Source organism: Arthrobacter sp. LjRoot14, from assembly GCF_964253905.1.
Taxonomy (GTDB): Bacteria; Actinomycetota; Actinomycetes; order Actinomycetales; family Micrococcaceae; genus Arthrobacter.
The window spans coordinates 4,455,047-4,471,317 of the sequence record NZ_CAXURL020000001.1; the positions used below are offsets into that span (position 1 = coordinate 4,455,047).

Annotated in this window: 15 protein-coding genes and 1 tRNA gene; 7 read left to right on the plus strand and 9 right to left on the minus strand. The window is 66.6% G+C overall.

Features of this window, described 5'->3' with window-relative positions:
• Window positions 1-78: 78 nt before the first annotated feature.
• Genes mnhG through ACSQ12_RS20255 form a run of 6 tightly spaced genes read right to left on the minus strand, consistent with a single transcriptional unit; the run spans window position 79 to window position 6,645 of the window.
• Window positions 79-513: a monovalent cation/H(+) antiporter subunit G gene (gene mnhG / locus ACSQ12_RS20230; RefSeq protein WP_436066676.1), complete on the minus strand. Its 435-nt coding sequence runs from the start codon at window positions 511-513 to the stop codon at window positions 79-81.
• Window positions 503-781 carry a monovalent cation/H+ antiporter complex subunit F gene (locus ACSQ12_RS20235; RefSeq protein ID WP_209742053.1) on the minus strand — a complete coding sequence of 93 codons (279 nt, stop codon included), beginning with the start codon at window positions 779-781 and terminating at the stop codon, window positions 503-505. Before ACSQ12_RS20235 ends, mnhG begins: the two co-directional genes overlap by 11 nt.
• Window positions 778-1,323 carry a Na+/H+ antiporter subunit E gene (locus ACSQ12_RS20240; RefSeq protein ID WP_436066677.1) on the minus strand — a complete coding sequence of 182 codons (546 nt, stop codon included), beginning with the start codon at window positions 1,321-1,323 and terminating at the stop codon, window positions 778-780. The genes ACSQ12_RS20235 and ACSQ12_RS20240 overlap by 4 nt, the downstream gene beginning before the upstream one ends.
• On the minus strand, window positions 1,320-2,969 hold the full coding sequence (locus ACSQ12_RS20245; RefSeq protein ID WP_436066678.1) for a Na+/H+ antiporter subunit D: 1,650 nt from the start codon (window positions 2,967-2,969) through the stop codon (window positions 1,320-1,322). The genes ACSQ12_RS20240 and ACSQ12_RS20245 overlap by 4 nt, the downstream gene beginning before the upstream one ends.
• Window positions 2,966-3,604 carry a Na(+)/H(+) antiporter subunit C gene (locus ACSQ12_RS20250; protein WP_209742051.1) on the minus strand — a complete coding sequence of 213 codons (639 nt, stop codon included), beginning with the start codon at window positions 3,602-3,604 and terminating at the stop codon, window positions 2,966-2,968. Before ACSQ12_RS20250 ends, ACSQ12_RS20245 begins: the two co-directional genes overlap by 4 nt.
• Window positions 3,601-6,645, minus strand: coding sequence for a Na+/H+ antiporter subunit A (locus ACSQ12_RS20255; protein ID WP_436066679.1), 3,045 nt, complete (start codon window positions 6,643-6,645; stop codon window positions 3,601-3,603). Before ACSQ12_RS20255 ends, ACSQ12_RS20250 begins: the two co-directional genes overlap by 4 nt.
• Window positions 6,646-6,866: 221 nt before the next feature.
• On the opposite strand from ACSQ12_RS20255, the gene ACSQ12_RS20260 reads away from it, so the two are divergent.
• From ACSQ12_RS20260 to ACSQ12_RS20270, 3 genes are all read left to right on the plus strand, one after another.
• Entirely contained in the window at window positions 6,867-8,270 is a 1,404-nt protein-coding gene (locus ACSQ12_RS20260; protein ID WP_436066680.1) for an MFS transporter, read from the plus strand.
• A gap of 63 nt (window positions 8,271-8,333) precedes the next feature.
• Window positions 8,334-8,816, plus strand: a complete 483-nt coding sequence (locus ACSQ12_RS20265) for a cation:proton antiporter regulatory subunit (RefSeq protein ID WP_209742048.1) — start codon at window positions 8,334-8,336, stop codon at window positions 8,814-8,816.
• 5 nt (window positions 8,817-8,821) lie between these two features.
• Window positions 8,822-10,012: a cation:proton antiporter gene (locus ACSQ12_RS20270; protein ID WP_436066681.1), complete on the plus strand. Its 1,191-nt coding sequence runs from the start codon at window positions 8,822-8,824 to the stop codon at window positions 10,010-10,012.
• 71 nt (window positions 10,013-10,083) lie between these two features.
• Here ACSQ12_RS20270 and dcd read toward each other — a convergent pair whose 3' ends face one another.
• The gene (gene dcd, locus ACSQ12_RS20275; protein WP_043430109.1) at window positions 10,084-10,659 is read right to left on the minus strand and encodes a dCTP deaminase; all 576 of its coding nucleotides are present in this window, start codon (window positions 10,657-10,659) and stop codon (window positions 10,084-10,086) included.
• Window positions 10,660-10,815: 156 nt separating this feature from the next.
• On the opposite strand from dcd, the gene ACSQ12_RS20280 reads away from it, so the two are divergent.
• Window positions 10,816-12,579 carry a CAP domain-containing protein gene (locus ACSQ12_RS20280; protein ID WP_436066682.1) on the plus strand — a complete coding sequence of 588 codons (1,764 nt, stop codon included), beginning with the start codon at window positions 10,816-10,818 and terminating at the stop codon, window positions 12,577-12,579.
• A gap of 21 nt (window positions 12,580-12,600) precedes the next feature.
• Here ACSQ12_RS20280 and ACSQ12_RS20285 read toward each other — a convergent pair whose 3' ends face one another.
• Window positions 12,601-13,047, minus strand: a complete 447-nt coding sequence (locus ACSQ12_RS20285) for an SRPBCC family protein (protein WP_436066683.1) — start codon at window positions 13,045-13,047, stop codon at window positions 12,601-12,603.
• A 266-nt stretch (window positions 13,048-13,313) separates the two neighbouring features.
• Here ACSQ12_RS20285 and ACSQ12_RS20290 point away from each other — a divergent pair.
• From ACSQ12_RS20290 to ACSQ12_RS20300, 3 genes are all read left to right on the plus strand, one after another.
• Window positions 13,314-13,387 (plus strand) — tRNA-Gly (locus ACSQ12_RS20290).
• A 78-nt stretch (window positions 13,388-13,465) separates the two neighbouring features.
• The gene (locus ACSQ12_RS20295) at window positions 13,466-13,615 is read left to right on the plus strand and encodes a hypothetical protein (protein ID WP_198011525.1); all 150 of its coding nucleotides are present in this window, start codon (window positions 13,466-13,468) and stop codon (window positions 13,613-13,615) included.
• Window positions 13,612-14,772, plus strand: a complete 1,161-nt coding sequence (locus ACSQ12_RS20300) for a N(5)-(carboxyethyl)ornithine synthase (RefSeq protein WP_436066684.1) — start codon at window positions 13,612-13,614, stop codon at window positions 14,770-14,772. The genes ACSQ12_RS20295 and ACSQ12_RS20300 overlap by 4 nt, the downstream gene beginning before the upstream one ends.
• On the opposite strand, the gene ACSQ12_RS20305 is transcribed toward ACSQ12_RS20300, so the two are convergent.
• Complete coding sequence (locus ACSQ12_RS20305; RefSeq protein WP_436066685.1) at window positions 14,705-16,225, minus strand: MFS transporter; 1,521 nt, start codon at window positions 16,223-16,225, stop codon at window positions 14,705-14,707. The genes ACSQ12_RS20300 and ACSQ12_RS20305 overlap by 68 nt on opposite strands.
• Between the last annotated feature and the right edge of the window lie 46 nt (window positions 16,226-16,271).

A 16,271-nucleotide genomic window follows, 5' to 3' on the forward strand; every position in this document is an offset into this window, starting at 1 on the left:
GTAATTGACCTCCAAGTCGCGTTATCTGGACAAAAACTCCACCGGGGGTGGCGGCCCGGAACTTCTTGCGGGCGCCCCTTAGGCTGCGCCGTCGTCACCCTCGACGGCGGCGCGCTTTTCTGATTCCTGCCTTGTGGCGGCCTTCTTGTCGGCTGCCTTCAGCACTACGGCCTCCAGTTCATCCGTGGTGAGCAGTTCCTTGTGCAGGTGCTTGGTGCGGTAACCCGCCCTGCCCACCATGTGGGCGGACACCGGAACGGTGAGCACCTGGAAGATCCACGCCACGAACAGCACGGGCCACACCCACCAGGTCCGCAGCTGCAGGCCCACCGAGGCCAGCAGCAGGAAGAGTCCCAGCACCTGGGGCTTCGTGGCGGCGTGCATCCTGCTCATCAGGTCGGGGAAGCGCAACAGGCCGATCGCCGCACCGAGGGACATCAGGGCGCCCACCACCATAAAGACGGCCGACACTGCATCAATGACTGTGTCCACGGCGGATGGTTCAGGATTCATGGGGCTGCTCCCGCCGGTCGGCCACGAAGCGCGCCACGGTCACGGACCCGATGAATCCGATGATGGACAGCGCCACGAGCAGCATCAGGTTGTTCAGGTGCCGGTTGACGGCCATGTCGATGCAGAGCGTGGCACCGATGATGGCCAGCAGCACGTCAGAGGCCAGCACCCGGTCCAGCAGGGACGGGCCGATGGCGATCCGGACAATCGCCCCGGCTGCCGCCAGGGACAGGATCACGGCCGTTACGGTCAGGACGACGTCCATCATGCGCCCACCTCCTGTTTCAGTGCGGCCAGTTCCTCGCGGGTGCCCATGATCCTGATCAGTGCCGCCTCGGCATCCCGGACCTCTTTGCGCAGGTTCACAATGTCCTCTCCGCTCCGCACATTCAGCCCGTGGATGTAGAGCGTGGACGTGGAGCGGTCCACCTCCACCACCAGCGAGCCCGGAATCAGCGAGATGACGTGGCCGGTGGCCGTCACCATCAGGTCCGAGTGGCTTCGCAGCTTGACGGCGACGACGGCGTTGGTCACCCTGGGCCCGCGGGCCAACGCGAGGTACAGCACCTGGAAGCTGGCGGCCACCACCTTGGCCAGGAACACCAGGGCGAAGGGGACTGCCCGCACGATGCTGAAGCGGCCGCCCAGCTCCACCGGGGGCAGGTAGAAAAGCCGTGCCACCACGACGGCGATCAGCGCACCGAACAGCAGGTTACCGGGACTGAAATCCTGCCAGAGCGCGGCCCAGACGAACACCAGCCAGACCAGCAGGGGCAGTTCCTGCCGGATTGAGATCCGTCGGCGGTTCATTTCTTCCCCTCCTGCTGCACAGGTTCAGGCTGCACAGGCTCAGGCTGCACAGGCTCAGGTTGCGCGATCGGGGGCACGGGGGCGTTTTCGCCCAGCACGGCCTGGATGTACGCGGACCGGTCCAGCATTTCCACGGCCGACTGGTCCGCCACCCGAAAGAGCGGGCCGGCAAAGACGGTGAGCGCCACGCCGAAGGCCACGAGGCCCAGGGTTGATCCCACCATCGTCCGCGGCAGCAGCGTGACGTTGCGCTTGCCCGCGCGGTCGCCCGTGTCGGAGTCCTCAGGGGCCGCGAGCAGCACGGGGTCCGGGTTCTCGGCGTCCTCGGGTTTGCGCCAGAACGCGCGGTTCCACACACGGGCGATGGCCAGAAGCGTCAGCAGGCTGGTCACGACGCCGCCGATCACCAGGGCGTAGGCCAGCGGGGTGCCAAGCTGCACACCGGCCTGCAGCAGCCCGAGCTTGCCCAGGAAACCGGAGAACGGCGGGATGCCGGCCAGGTTCATGGCGGGGATGAAGAACAGCAGGGCCAGGATCGGGGACAACTTGGCCAGGCCGGCGACGCGGTCGATCGACGAGCTTCCGCCGCGGCGTTCGATCAGGCCCGTGACCAGGAAGAGGCTGGTCTGGATGGTGATGTGGTGGGCCACGTAGAACACTGCCGCGCCGAGCCCGGCCACCGAGGACATCGCCAGCCCGAACACCATGTAGCCGATGTGGCTGACGAGGGTGAACGACAGCAGACGCTTGATGTCGCTCTGGGCCAGCGCACCCAGGATTCCCACCACCATGGTCAGTAATGCCGCCACCATCAGCGGAGTGTTCAGCGAGTCCCCCGGGAAGAGGAGCGTCTCGGTGCGCACCATGGCATAGACGCCCACCTTGGTCAGCAAGCCGGCGAACACCGCCGTGACGGGGGCTGGTGCGGTGGGGTACGAGTCAGGAAGCCAAAAGGACAACGGGAAGACAGCCGCCTTGATGCCGAAGGCCACCAGCAGCATCACGTGCAGCAGCATCCGCGTTCCGGAGTCCAGGTCCGCGAGCTTGACGGCGAGATCCGCCATGTTGATGGTTCCGGTGGCGCCGTAGATCATGGCGATGGCGATCAGGAACAGGACGGAGGACACCACGGAGACCACCACGTAGGTCACGCCGGCACGGATGCGGGGACCGGTCCCGCCGAGGGTCATCAGCACGTAGCTTGCCGTCAGCAGGATCTCGAACCCCACGTAGAGGTTGAAGAGGTCACCCGATAGGAACGCGTTGGACACGCCTGCCACCAGGATCAGGTAGGTGGGGTGGAAGATCGACAGCGGTGCGTCCTGGTCGCCGTCGGCCATGCCCTGGCCTGTGGCGTACACCAGCACCGCGAGGCTGACCGTGGAGGAGACCACCAGCATCAGCGACGAGAACTGGTCCACCACCATCACGATGCCCCACGGCGGCAGCCAGCCGCCGATGTTGACGGCCGCGGTTCCGCCGTCCCAGACGGAAGCCAGCAGCACGCATTCCAGCAGAAGCGTCAGAGAGAGCAGCGTAATGCTGACGGCCCGCTGGGCCCGGGAGTGCCGGATCAGCACGAACGTCAGGGCGGCACCGAGGATGGGAAGTACGACGGCGAGCGGGGCAAAGCTTGCGATGTTCACTTCACGCCTCCTTCCGGGCCGGGTGTCACGTTTTGGGAGCCGGGTTGCTCTTCCGCAGCGGCGTCCTTGGCTTTGATCTTGCGGTCGCCGGCCTTCACGGTGGCCACGCCGCCTTCCGGGCCGCCGCCTGACGTGCCGCGGCCCGAACCGCTGCCGGCGGAACCGTTGTCCGCGGACAGGTCCGAATCACTGATGCCCCTGCCGTCCGAACCAATCATGGTCAGCGGGAACTCTGAGGTCTCCACCGGAATCTCGGAATCATCCTCCGCGTCGAAGCTGGGGGTCTCGGCGACGCGGATGTCCTCGACGTCGTCCTGGATCTCATCGCGGCGGGCCAGCACCCAGGTCCGGTAGATGATGCCCAGCATAAAAGCGGTCACTGCGAAGGAGATCACGATCGATGTCAGGATCAGTGCCTGCGGGAGGGGGTCGTTGTAGTCGCGGGGGTCCGTGTCCTTGCTGAACATGGGCGCCAGGCCGGCGTAGCCGCCGGTGGCCAGGATCAGCAGGTTGGTGGCGTTGGCCAGCAGCATCAGGCCCAGCAGCACCCTGGTGAGGCTGCGTTCCATGATCAGGTAGATTCCGCAGGCATAGAGCGCGCCCATGACGGTCAGCAATGTCAGGTTGACGCTCATGCCTTCCCCCTCCCGGTGGTTTCGGCGGGAATCCCGTCCGGTTCCTGCCCTTCGGTCTCGCCCTCGGGGTTCTCTTCAAAGTGCTCATCGATTTCTGCGCCCAGGCTGCGCAGCACGTCCAGCACCAGGCCCACCACCACGATGTAGACGCCGATGTCGAAGATGGTGGAGGTGACGAACTTGATGTCGCCGAACACCGGCAGCCACAGTTCGATGATGGCGCTCTGGAACACCTGCCCGCCCAGCAGGAGCGGCACCACTCCGGACGCCGCCGCCGTGGCCAGCCCGATTCCGAGGAGCGTTCCCGCGCCCACCGGCGTGGCCTCCCGCAGTTCGAAGCGGCCGCCGGCGAGGTAGCGGATGGTCAGGGCGAGCCCGGCCGTCAGACCGCCGGCGAAGCCGCCGCCCGGAAGGTTGTGACCGGCGAGCAGGAGGTAGATGGAGAAGACGATCATCGAGTGGAACACCAGCCGCGTGACCACTTCGAAGATGATGGAGCGGCGCTCGGGGGCCATGGTGCGCCCTGCCACGAGCCAGGCGTCCCGGGTGGAGGCCGCGAATTTGCGGCTCAGGGCCAGCGCGGCGCTGTCACGGGAGCTCTGGCCCGCACCGGAGCGCCGGCCTACTGTTCCTTCGGCCACGGAGGATGAGGCCCGGATGCCGTCGCCGCGCCCCTTGACGAAGATGAGGCTGGCGACGCCGGTGGCGGCCAGTGCCAGGACGGAGATTTCGCCGAAGGTGTCCCACGCCCGGATGTCCACGAGGGTGACGTTGACGATGTTCAGTCCCCCGCCGCCTTCGTAGGCAAGCCGCGGGAACTCCAGGGCGACGGGCGTCGCGACCCGCGCGCCCATGGCGTAGATGGCCACGAAGATCATGGTGACTCCGAACGCCGCCCCGATGATCACGCGGATCACCCGGTACTTGCCGCCTGTGCGGTCCCGGAGTTCGGCCGGCAGGCTGCGCATGGCCAGGACGAACGCCACCAGGATGATGGTTTCCACCAGCATCTGGGTCAGGGCGAGGTCCGGTGCGCCCTGTAGCGCGAACATCAGGGCGATGCCGTAGCCGGTCACGGAGACCATCAGCACGGCGAGGAACCGCTTGTTCGCCCGCACGGCTGCCAGCGCCCCGATCACGATGCCGGCCCCGGCCACCAGCTGCAGCGGAGAATTGGGATCGATGAAGTACAGCCCGTCCGGCAGTGGCTTCCCGGCGATGAGCAGGGCGGTGAGCGGAAGGGTGAACGCCACCGTGAGGATCACTGCGAGGTAGAAGAACAGCGAACCACGCTGCGTGCGTCCCGTGACCCACACGGCAACGTCATCCAGAGCGCCGATGGTCATTTGGTAGGCGCGGTCGCCGTCCACCCACGCCGGTACCAGGCTCTGGCCCCTGGCGACCAGGTTGCGGCCGTAGAACATCGCCAGGCCGAGCACGAAGGTGATGGCCGTCAGGCCCAGCGCGGGCGTGAGTCCGTGCCACAGCGCGAGGTGTCCCGCGGCGGTGGCCGGATCGCCGCCGTCGTGCACGAATCCCGCGGCGTACGGCTGGATCCAGCCGTCAACCGGCGCCGGCCACAGGCCGTAGACGATCGTGAGCAGGCTCAGCAGGGCGGGGGCGGCGAGGAAGGACGGCTTGATGGCCTTGAACGGCGTGGGGTCGATGCCAGGCTTCGACGCGAAGGCGCCCCACATAAAACGGGCGCTGTAGGCGAAGGTAAGGATGGACCCCAGGACCAGTCCCCCGAGCACCACCAGGCCCCAGGAGCCCGCCGCATCAGCGGACGTGCCGTAGTGCACGAAGGCCTCGAACACCGATTCCTTGGCCACGAAGCCTGCCAGCGGGGGGATGCCGGCCATTGACGCGGCACCGATGGCCGCAACCACGGCCAGGGCGCGGGAGGACTTGTAGACGCCGGAGAGCTTGCGGAGATCGCGGGTTCCGGACTGGTGGTCGATGATGCCCACCACCAGGAACAGGGTGGCCTTGAAGAGCCCGTGGGCCAGGAGCAGGGCCAACCCGGCCAGGGCCGCATCGGGCTTGCCGAGGCCCACCACCATGGTGAGGAAGCCGAGCTGGCTCACCGTGCCGTACGCCAGGATCAGCTTGATGTCGGTCTGCCGCAGCGCGCGGTACCCGCCCACCAGCATGGTGGCCAGGCCGAGTCCCAGCACCATGGGCAGCCAGTACGCCGTCTCCGCGAAGCCCGGCGCCAGCCGCGCCACGAGGTAGACGCCGGCCTTCACCATCGCCGCGGCATGGAGGTACGCGCTCACCGGTGTGGGCGCCGCCATGGCTCCGGGGAGCCAGAAATGGAACGGGATCAGTGCGGACTTGGTCACGGCACCGATGAGGATCAGGACGACGGCGGCGCCCACGGCCCCCGCTGCCGGCCCGGTGGTCAGCCCGGGAGCCTGTTCCAGGATGGCCGAGATCCGGTAGGTTCCGGCGCTGGAGCCCAGAATAATGAGGCCCACCAGCATGGCCAGGCCGCCCGCCGTGGTGACCATCAGGGCCTGCAGGGCCGAGCGCCTGGCGGAGAGCCGGGTGCGGGCGTAGCCGATCAGCAGGTAGGACAGGACGGTGGTGAGTTCCCAGAAGATGAACATCAGGAGCAGGTCATCGGCCGTGACCAGGCCGAACATCGCCCCCGCGAAGGCCAGGAGCTGGGCACCGAAACCGCCCAGGTTGCTGTCCTTATTCTTGAAGTAGCGCGCACAGTAGACCAGCACCAGGGCACCCACGCCGAGCACCAGCAGTGACATGATCCAGGCCAAGGGGTCCATCCGGAACGCCAGCTCGATCTTGAGTTCCGGGATCCAGGGAAGGATTTCCGTGACGGCGCTGCCCGTGAAAGGTGGGGCCGCGGAGGCCTGCCCGTATGCTCCCTGGTACACGGCGTCGCGCTGCAGGAGCAGCCAGACGAATGAGCCGGCGGGGACCGCCGCCAGCCCGTAGAACGTGTTCCTGCGGAACTTTCGGAAGAAGAACGGCGCCACGGCAGCCACCGCGAAATGCACGGCAAGGACTGTGATCACTGGTGTCTCCGCAACGTCAGGAATTCGATTGTCAAAAGTTGGAGCAGGCGGTCATTCGTCAGGTTCGGTGCACACAGTTTATCAAGCGGATGCAAACACTTTTGCCACGTGCCCGTGCTGTCCGGGGCGGATTCTCACCGGCGGCCGGGAGTTTCCGCCGACTGTTCACTCGCCGTTGCAAATGGTTCGCCGTATCGCCGGGGGCGGATAGCATTCAGCCTATGAACCCCGTCGCCGCTTCCGCGGCCACCCAGCCCCCGTCCGAACTGGAGTCCGGAACGTCGGCCACCAGCAAGGGCAAGGTCCTCGCGTGGGCCGCATGGGACTGGGGCTCGGCGGCCTTCAACGCCGTGATGACCACGTTCGTGTTCACGGTGTACCTGACCTCCAACGCCTTCGGCGGAGAAGACCAGGCCTCCGCGGTGCTCGGCGGCGCGCTGGCGATTGCCGGGGCGGCCATCGCCCTTCTGGCGCCGGTAACGGGCCAGCGTTCGGACACCGGCGGCCGCCGGAAGCTGTGGCTCGGGGTCAACACGGCCGCCGTCGCGGTCCTCACCGGATTGTGCTTTTTCGTGTTTCCGCGGCCGGAGTTCCTGCTGCTGGGCGTCACACTGATCGCGCTGGGGAACGTTTTCTTCGAGTTCGCCGGGGTGAACTACAACGCCATGCTCGCGCAGATTTCCACCCCAAAGAACATCGGCAAGGTGAGCGGCTTCGGCTGGGGCATGGGCTACCTGGGCGGCATCGTCGCCCTGCTGATCGTGCTGCAGCTGTTCGTCCAGCCCAGCTTCGCGTGGTTCGGCGCGTCCACCGAAGAGAGCCTCAACATCCGCCTCGTGGCGGTGTTCTCCGCCCTCTGGTTCTTCATCTTTGCGTTGCCCGTCCTGTTCGCCGTGCCGGAACTGCCCAGGCCGCAGCAGGGTGCGAAGCTGGGGTTCCTGGCTTCCTATGGCCTGCTGGTACGCCGCATCAAGGCGATCTACCGGACCAGCCCGCACACCATCTTCTTCCTTCTTGCCAGCGCCATCTTCCGCGACGGCCTGGCCGCCGTCTTTACCTTTGGCGGGATCATCGCCGCGGGAACCTTCGGTTTCCAACTGAAGGAAGTCATCTTCTTTGCCATCTTCGGCAACGTTGTTGCGGCCGTGGGTGCCATGATCGGCGGCTTCCTGGACGACCGGATCGGGCCGAAAGCCGTCATCATCGGCTCGCTTGCCGGCCTCCTGGTTGCAGGCACCGTCATCCTGGTCCTGGGCAACGGCAGCTATGTCTTCTTCGGTCAGGCCTGGGCCGGCACCACCACGTTCTGGGTCTTCGGGCTGTTCCTGTGCCTCTTCGTTGGACCGGCCCAGTCCTCCTCCCGCGCGTACCTTGCCCGGCTGGCACCCCATGGCGAATCCGGGGAGCTCTTTGGCCTCTACGCCACCACCGGCCGGGCGGTCAGCTTCCTGGCACCAACACTTTTCACGCTCTGCATCGCGGTGGCGTCACCGCTTGTGGCACCTGGCGAAGCCCAGCGCTGGGGCATCCTCGGGATCATGGTGGTGCTCCTCGCAGGGCTGCTGGTGCTGCTGCCGGTCAAGGCGCCCGGAAAGGTGGAAATCGCCGTGGTTCCTGCGGACTGAGGTCCCGCCGGCAATTCGTGGTTTCGACACCCCAACGCCCTCTTCGCGGACTAGGCTGGTGCCATGAACGTGGATGAGACAGACCTCCCTGGCCTCGGCAGGCGCAAGGATTTCATGACGGCTTCCGGCCGCCGGATCGGCGTGGTGGAATACCGCGAAGGTCAGACCGAGCTGATCGTTTCCACCTGGGACGATCCCGACACGTGCCAGGCGTCCATCCCGCTGACCGCCGACGAAGCGGCGGCTCTGGGCAACCTGCTGGGCGGGCAGCGCCTGGCCATGCAGCTGTCCGAAGAGCACCGCGAAATCCCGGGGATCGTCACCCGCCAGTTCTCCATCGGCGGGGACTCACCGTTCCACAACCAGCCCATGGGCAAAGCCTGCATCCGCACCCGCAGCGGCGTCTCCATCGTCGCCATCATGCGGGAAGGCGAGGTTCTCCCCTCTCCGGGGCCGGACGTCGTCCTTCACCCCGGCGACCTGCTCGTGGCGGTCGGAACTCAAGAAGGCCTCGATACAGCAGCCGATATCCTGCGCAACGGCTGAGCGGCATGGATCCGCTCGCGCTAACCCTCATCGAACTGGGGGCCGTCGTGTTCTGCCTTGGCCTGCTGGCCCGGCTGGCCGGGCGGATCGGGATGTCCCCCATTCCCCTGTATTTGGTGGGCGGGCTGTTCTTCGGGGCCGGCGGACTGGTCAAGCTGGAAGGCATGCACGAATTCGCGCATCTTTCCGGCGAGATCGGCGTCATCCTCCTGCTACTTATGCTCGGATTGGAATATACGGCGGCTGAGCTGGTCACCGGCCTCCGGCGGTCGTGGAAGGCCGGCGTCCTGGACCTCGTCCTGAACTTCATTCCGGGGGCGGGCCTGGCCGTGCTGCTGGGCTGGGGCCTGGTGGGAGCGATGGTGATGGGCGGCGTCACATACATCTCGTCCTCCGGCATCGCAGCCAAGGTGATTACGGACCTCGGCCGGATCGGTAACCGCGAAACCCCGGTGGTCCTGTCAATCCTGGTCTTCGAGGACCTGGCGATGGCCGTCTACCTGCCCGTCCTCACCGCCACGCTGGCCGGGGTCAGTTTCCTGGTGGGGCTGCAGACCGTCGGAATATCGCTCGGCGTGGTCACCGTGGTGCTGGTAGTGGCCCTCCGGCACGGGCACCACGTGTCCAAGGCAGTGCACAGCGAAAATTCCGAGGTGTTCCTGCTGAACCTTCTCGGCGCCGCGCTCCTGGTTGCCGGGCTCGCCGCCGCCATGCAGGTCTCGGCCGCGGTGGGGGCGTTCATGCTGGGCATCGCCATTTCCGGCGCCACGGCGCACAGCGCAACGCGGATCCTCGAACCCCTCCGGGACCTCTTCGCGGCCATCTTCTTCGTGGTCTTCGGCCTCAACACCGACCCATCATCCATCCCGCCGGTACTGGGATGGGCGCTGATCCTGGCTGTCCTCACCGCCGCCACCAAGATGATCACGGGAATCTGGGCGGCCAAGCGGGCAGGAATTGGCCTGCCGGGCCGGTTCCGTGCGGGAGCAGCACTGATTGCGCGCGGTGAGTTCTCCATCGTCATCGCCGGCCTGGCAGTGGCTTCCGGTGTGGTGCCGCACGATCTCGCGGCGCTGGCCACGGCCTACGTGCTCATCATGGCCATCATGGGCCCGCTGGCGGCACGCTACGTGGAGCCGGTCGTGAAGATGCTGCGCCGCCCGGCAAAACCCCGGCCGGCCGCCCGCCCGATCTGACGCTCTCTCAGATCCTGCCGCCTTTTCAGCGACGCTCTCTCAGATCCTGCCGCCTTTTCAGCGACGCTCTCTCAGATCTCGGTGCGGTGGAAGTTCAGGTAGCTGCGGCTGGCGGTGGGACCGCGCTGGCCCTGGTAGCGGTTGCCGTACTCACCGGAGCCGTAGGGGAATTCGGCGGCGGAGCTGAGCTTGAAGAAGCACAGCTGGCCGATCTTCATGCCGGGCCACAGCTTGATGGGCAGAGTGGCCATGTTGGAAAGCTCCAGCGTGACGTGTCCGGAGAACCCTGGATCGATGAACCCTGCGGTGGAGTGCGTCAGCAGCCCCAGCCGGCCCAGCGAGGACTTGCCTTCGAGCCGCGCCGCTATGTCGTCCGGCAAGGTGACGGTTTCGTAGGTGGAGCCCAGCACAAACTCGCCCGGGTGGAGGATGAACGGCTCTCCGCGGTCCACTTCCACGAGGCGCGTCAGCTCAGGCTGGTCCTCGGCGGGGTCGATGTGCGCGTACTTGTGGTTGTCGAACAACCGGAAGAACCGGTCGATCCGGACGTCCACGGAGGACGGCTGGACCATCACCGGGTCATACGGATCCAGGACAATCCGTTGGGAATCAATTTCGGCACGAATATCGCGGTCAGAGATCAGCACACTCAAAAATACCGCACCATTGCCGAGCCCGTTGTCCGGGGTTACTGTTACTGCTGATAAGGAACGTCATCTCCGATACAGGATGAGTCTGATGTTGCGGCTGTGACGGTTGCACTCCCCACTGAAGGAGGCGGCACCGACGGATCTGGGGTTGGCTTGAGGAAGATTTCGGCACGGACACTGGCAGCCATGATCTGCGCACTGGCGCTCATACCGCCTGCGGCCGGCCAGCTGGGGGGACCTTCCTCAAGCCCGGAACCCGAGGTGTCCTCCGTGGCGGCACGGCAGGCGCAGAGCGTCGCCCTCGGCCCGCCGTCGTTCGTGTACGACGGCGGCACGGGCACTGCGGATGACGCGCCGGGGCGGCGCCTCATCCCCGCCGTGGACCCGGACATCACGGCAGTGGACCCGGGCGGCACAACTGCCGCTTTGGCCGATACCTCAGGAACGACCGACGCAGGCGGCGTCGGTGCACTCTCCACCGACACTCAGCCTCTGTCATCAGCGGACTCCCCGCCCGAGCCGGCGTCCGTTCCCCCGTTGTCCGCAACCGACGCCGATCTCGCGGCCCTCACCCCGGCAGGGCCGCAGACCCAGCCTGCACCCACGGCGGGCGCCGAAGCCCTCCGGTCCGAATCACTGACCACGCAGGCCCTGGTCCGGGACGACGCGTCGTCCCAGATCCTGGCGGTGTTCAACGCCATCAACAGCTACCGCGCTTCGTTCGGACTGCCCGCCGTGAAGTACCACGCCACAGTGGCCGCCATGGCCCAGGAGTGGTCCGACAGCATCGCGTCCAGGGAAGTGATCGAGCACCGCTCCAGCTTCTGGACCGATTCGCGGGCCCTCAGCCCCACCAACGGCGCCGGCGAGGTCATTGCCGTCCGCTGGGACCGGGACGCAGCACAGCTTGTGGAGTGGTGGAAGGGCTCGCCCGCCCACAACGCAATCCTGAAGGACCCGCGCTTCAACGTGATGGGGATAGGGATCACCTTCACGGACGGCAACTGGCAGACCACGCCCAACCGCTACACCATGTGGGGCGTGGTGGACTTCTTCGGATACGGCACGCTGCCTGCGGGAACCACCAGCAGCCCGGGCGGCAGCACGGCGATGCCCCCACCGCCCACCAGCGTGTGCGATCCGCTGGTGCGGCACATGCCGCCGACGGCGGACCTGGCGGCAGCCGCGATCAAGGGTCCCGGTGACCTCGTCTCGGTGAACGCATCCGGCGAACTCATCAACCGTCCGTCCCTGGGGAACCGGCAATACGGCGCACAACAGGTCATCGGGACCGGATTCGGCTCCGCCAAGGAACTCTTTGTCACGGACTGGGACCGGGACGGCGTCTTTGACGTCATGGCCCAGTGGACTGATGGAAGGGTCACGCTGCACGCAGGCTCGGCGGGCGGCGGGTTCCTTCCAAGCGTGACATTGGGCAAGTCCGGGTGGGCCGGAATGACCTTGACGGTGGGGGCGTGGTGCGCCAACAACCGGCTCCCGCAGCTGGTGGCGCTGGACAGCTCCGGGAACCTCTGGTTGTACCCGAACCGCGGGAAAGCGGACCTGGTGGAGCGGAGCCTGATGGCGTCAGGCGTGTCAGCGAACCGGCTGGCAATGGTGGATTACGACGGCGACGGCTTCCAGGACCTGTTGGCCCGGCAGTCGGACGGGTACGTCCGCCTCTTCCGCGGCTCAGGCGCGCCGGTACCGCGGACCGAAGCCCGGGCGGTGGTGGCCAGCGGATGGTCGGACGTTACAGCCATCCGTCCGCTGCGGGATGTCACGGGCCTGAACTCAACGGGGCTGGCCCTTCGACGAGCCGGCGATGTAGTGCAGTATTGGGACCTCAGCACGGGAAGCCTGGCGTCGCCGTCGTCCATCCCCGGAACGTGGGCGGGACAGCGCCTCGCGCAATAGCGGCCTTGCCCTGCGCGCGGGTTACGGCTCCACGGGCCGGGCTTCGAGGACTTCCTTAAGGCGTTCCAACTGCGCGACTTCGGACTTCATGGTCCGTTGGATCATGAAGTCCATCAGCCCGGCCAGACCCTTGGGCCGCGACTCCAGGGCGAACCTGACCCGGGTCTTTGTTCCCTCGGTGCTCAGGTAGTAGCCGCCGTGCGGGCGGGCCGGCCCGGCGACCACTTGGAACTGGATCTCGGCGCCCGGCCGGAGCTGGGTGATCTGGAAGTCGGCGGCAATGGGGCGGCCCGCCGGTCCGGCGAGGGTCTGCTGGTACACCGCGCCGCACGCGCCCACCGCACCTGAACGCAATTCAATGGTCCGGATCCCTTCCCGCCATGAGGGAAGGTTCAGCCCGTCCTGCAGGAACTGGTACACGGTCATGGCATCGCGTTCCACGACGACCTCGTACTCTGCAAATGCCACGGGGATCCCTTGATTGTCGGACAGCTTTCTTGCGTAGCCCGTTCCCCTGATACTGCAGCTAACCCCAACAGGATAGTCAGCCTGGACGGCTTCGGAGCGGCCGCGGCCGTGCCTTAACCGAACAGTTATCGAAAGGACCGAAGCGTTATCGAAAGGGTGCTGCAGCCTGGCGCTCGTGTCCCTGTTCTGGGAGTGCGCGCGGCTGGGGTAAAGTAAATCCGGTTGACGCAACCGGGACTTGGCCGAGGTATGTGGCTGGTCCCTCTGCGGCTGTAGCTCAATGGTAGAGCGCTAGCTTCCCAAGCTTGATACGCGGGTTCGATTCCCGTCAGCCGCTCCAATCCTTCCGCCGGGCATTAGGCGGCTACCTGTATCGTCAGAAGTCAGGAACCCCTTCGGTTCCGCTACAGGAGCAATCATGGCTGACAAGTCCCCGCGTCAAGCAGCATCCGCGAAATCCGGCAAATCCATCAAGGAAAAACGCGCCGACAAGAGGGCCGCGGCAGCGCCGCCGAGCTCCCTCGACAAGGCAACCGCCACCAAGGCAGCGAGCCCCAAAAAGAAGTGACCGGTTCCGTGAACCACCTCAGCCTCGGAGTCCTCGCCAGCACGCGCAAACCTGACGAACGCCGGCTCCCGCTCCACCCCCTTCACCTGGACCGCATCGCACCCGAGCTGCGGCGGAACATCATCCTCGAACAGGGCTACGGTGAACGGTTCGGCGTTTCGGACACCCATCTGGCCTCCCTCGTGGGACGGATTGCCACCCGCGGCGAGATCATTGCCGACGCCGACGTCGTCCTGCTGCCCAAGCCGCAGCCGGAGGACCTGGCGGAACTCCGCGACGGCCAGGTCCTCTGGGGTTGGCCGCACTGCGTCCAGGACCGCGCCATCACCCAGCTGGCCATCGACAAGAAGCTCACGCTGATCGCCTTCGAGGCCATGAACCACTGGGCAGGTGACGGCGGCTTCGGCCTCCATGTCTTCCACAAGAACAACGAACTGGCCGGCTATTGCTCGGTCATCCATGCCCTGGCCCTCACCGGCTCCACGGGCGTCTACGGCCGGCGGCTCTCCGCCGTCGTCATCGGTTTCGGGGCCACGGCCCGCGGCGCCGTCACCGCGCTTAACGCCCACGGAATCCACGACGTCCAGGTACTGACGAACCGCGGCGTGGCCGCCGTCGGCTCGCCCATCCACTCGGTGCGGATCGCCCAGTTCGACCATGACGACCAGGCGCCGTTCCTCAGCCAGGTCATCACGGAGCGCGGCAGGGTTCCGCTGGCGCCGTTCCTGGCCGAGAGCGACATTGTGGTCAACTGCACGCTGCAGGACCCTAACGCTCCGCTAACGTACCTGCGTGAGGAGGACCTCAGCGCGTTCCGTCCCGGCAGCCTGATCGTGGACGTCTCCTGCGACGAGGGAATGGGCTTCAGCTGGGCGAAAACCACCACGTTCACCGAGCCCATGCTCACCGTGGGCGACCACATTGACTACTACGCCGTGGACCACAGTCCCTCCTACCTGTGGAACTCCTCCAGCTGGGAGATCAGCGAGGCGCTGCTCCCCTTCCTGGAAACCGTCATCTCCGGCCCCGGGGCCTGGGCCGGAAACGAGACGATCGCCCGTGCCATAGAAATCCGCGACGGAAAGATCCTCAACAAGGACGTGCTGCAGTTCCAGCAGCGGCAGGCGGAGTACCCGCACGCCCCTCTGGACGCGTAGCAGCCGGCCGGGGCGCAGGCCCTGAGGGCCTGCCCCCCGGCTTCTTTGCATTCCGGCTGACTATCCTGACGAGGTGGCGCCGGTCCTTGAGGTTCACTTTGAGGGTCAGCTCACCGCGCCGGGCCAGTACGACGGCGACAGTCACCGCTGCCAGGACCGGCACCCCGCCGGAAACCAGGATGGCGGTGTGCGGGTCCACGTGCTCGGCAATCCAGCCCATCATGGGGCCGCCGATGGCCTGCCCGCCGATCAGCACCATGATGTAGAGGCTCATAACGCGTCCCCGGATTCCCATGTTGGAACTGATCTGCACCAGCTGGTTGGCCGCGGTAAGGAACATCAGGCACCAGAAGCCGGAGAGGACCATGGCGACGCCGAACCACACCATGGACGGCGCCAGGGCCGCGAGGCAGAGCATCAGGCCGTACATTCCGGCGCCCAGCACCACCGACCGCAGCCGCAACTGCCGCCGGCGGGTGGAGGTAACCGCCCCGGCGAGCGCGCCCAGCGCCACCAGCGCGTTCAGCAGGCCGTAGCCTCCGGCGCCGGCGTCGTACACGTGGTCCGCGAAGGCGGCCAGCAGCACCGGCAAGCTCATGGCGAAAACGGCGATGAACCCTGCCATCAGCCACGGCCAGTAGATGGTGGGCTTGCTCAGCGCGTAGTGCAGCCCCTCCCGGAGCATGCCCTTGCGCTTCGGCGCGGGCGCTGTGATGAACAACTGGTCCTTGCGCAGGAGCAGCAGCATAGCCACCGTGGAACAGCATGCCACGGCATTGGCCGCGAAGGCCCAGCCGGCACCTACCGCGGTGAGCAGGAGCCCGGCTAGTGCGGGCCCGATCAGGCCGCCCAGCTGGAAGGTCGTGGAGTTCACGCTGATGGCGTTGCGCAGGTACGTGGGGCCCACGAGTTCGTTGACGAAGACCTGCCGGGCCGGCTGGTCCAGCACGGTGACCAGCCCCAGGACCAGTGCGATCGCGTAGACGTGCCACACCTCGATGCGCTGGCTCAGCGCCAGGATGGCAAGGGCGGCGGCAAGGACTGCGGCAACCGACTGGCAGAGGATGAGGATCTTACGCTTGGGGAACCTGTCCGCCATCATCCCGCCCCACGGCCCCAGCACCAGCGACGGCATGAACTGCAGCGCCACGGTGATGCCGACCGCTGTGACGGAGCCGGAAAGCTGCAGCACCAGCCAGTCCTGCGCGATCCGTTGCATCCAGAGCGCAATCACCGCGATGAAGTGTCCGATGGCAAAAATGCGGAAGTTGGGGACGCGGAGGGAGATGAAGGTGTGGCGCCAGGGCAGACGTTCGCTGACGACGGCGATCGGCTGGGTGACGTCCTGCGGGCGCGGTGACGGGGCCCGCGGTGCGGTCTGGGGTGGCGGGGATGCGGCGGAGTCGATGACGGGCTGGCTGACGGTTGCCGTGGAAGGCGGAGGGGGTGCCACAGGGAATCCTCAAAGATGCGGGCGGGCGGGATACGTCCACGCTATG

Bases quoted from the DNA above. Each gene is read 5' to 3' on its own strand.
- mnhG (WP_436066676.1), bottom strand. From the start codon at position 513: ATGAATCCTGAACCATCCGCCGTGGACACAGTCATTGATGCAGTGTCG.
- ACSQ12_RS20235 (WP_209742053.1), bottom strand. From the start codon at position 781: ATGATGGACGTCGTCCTGACCGTAACGGCCGTGATCCTGTCCCTGGCG.
- ACSQ12_RS20240 (WP_436066677.1), bottom strand. From the start codon at position 1,323: ATGAACCGCCGACGGATCTCAATCCGGCAGGAACTGCCCCTGCTGGTC.
- ACSQ12_RS20250 (WP_209742051.1), bottom strand. From the start codon at position 3,604: ATGAGCGTCAACCTGACATTGCTGACCGTCATGGGCGCGCTCTATGCC.
- ACSQ12_RS20260 (WP_436066680.1), top strand. From the start codon at position 6,867: ATGAACCCCGTCGCCGCTTCCGCGGCCACCCAGCCCCCGTCCGAACTG.
- ACSQ12_RS20265 (WP_209742048.1), top strand. From the start codon at position 8,334: ATGAACGTGGATGAGACAGACCTCCCTGGCCTCGGCAGGCGCAAGGAT.
- ACSQ12_RS20270 (WP_436066681.1), top strand. From the start codon at position 8,822: ATGGATCCGCTCGCGCTAACCCTCATCGAACTGGGGGCCGTCGTGTTC.
- ACSQ12_RS20295 (WP_198011525.1), top strand. From the start codon at position 13,466: ATGGCTGACAAGTCCCCGCGTCAAGCAGCATCCGCGAAATCCGGCAAA.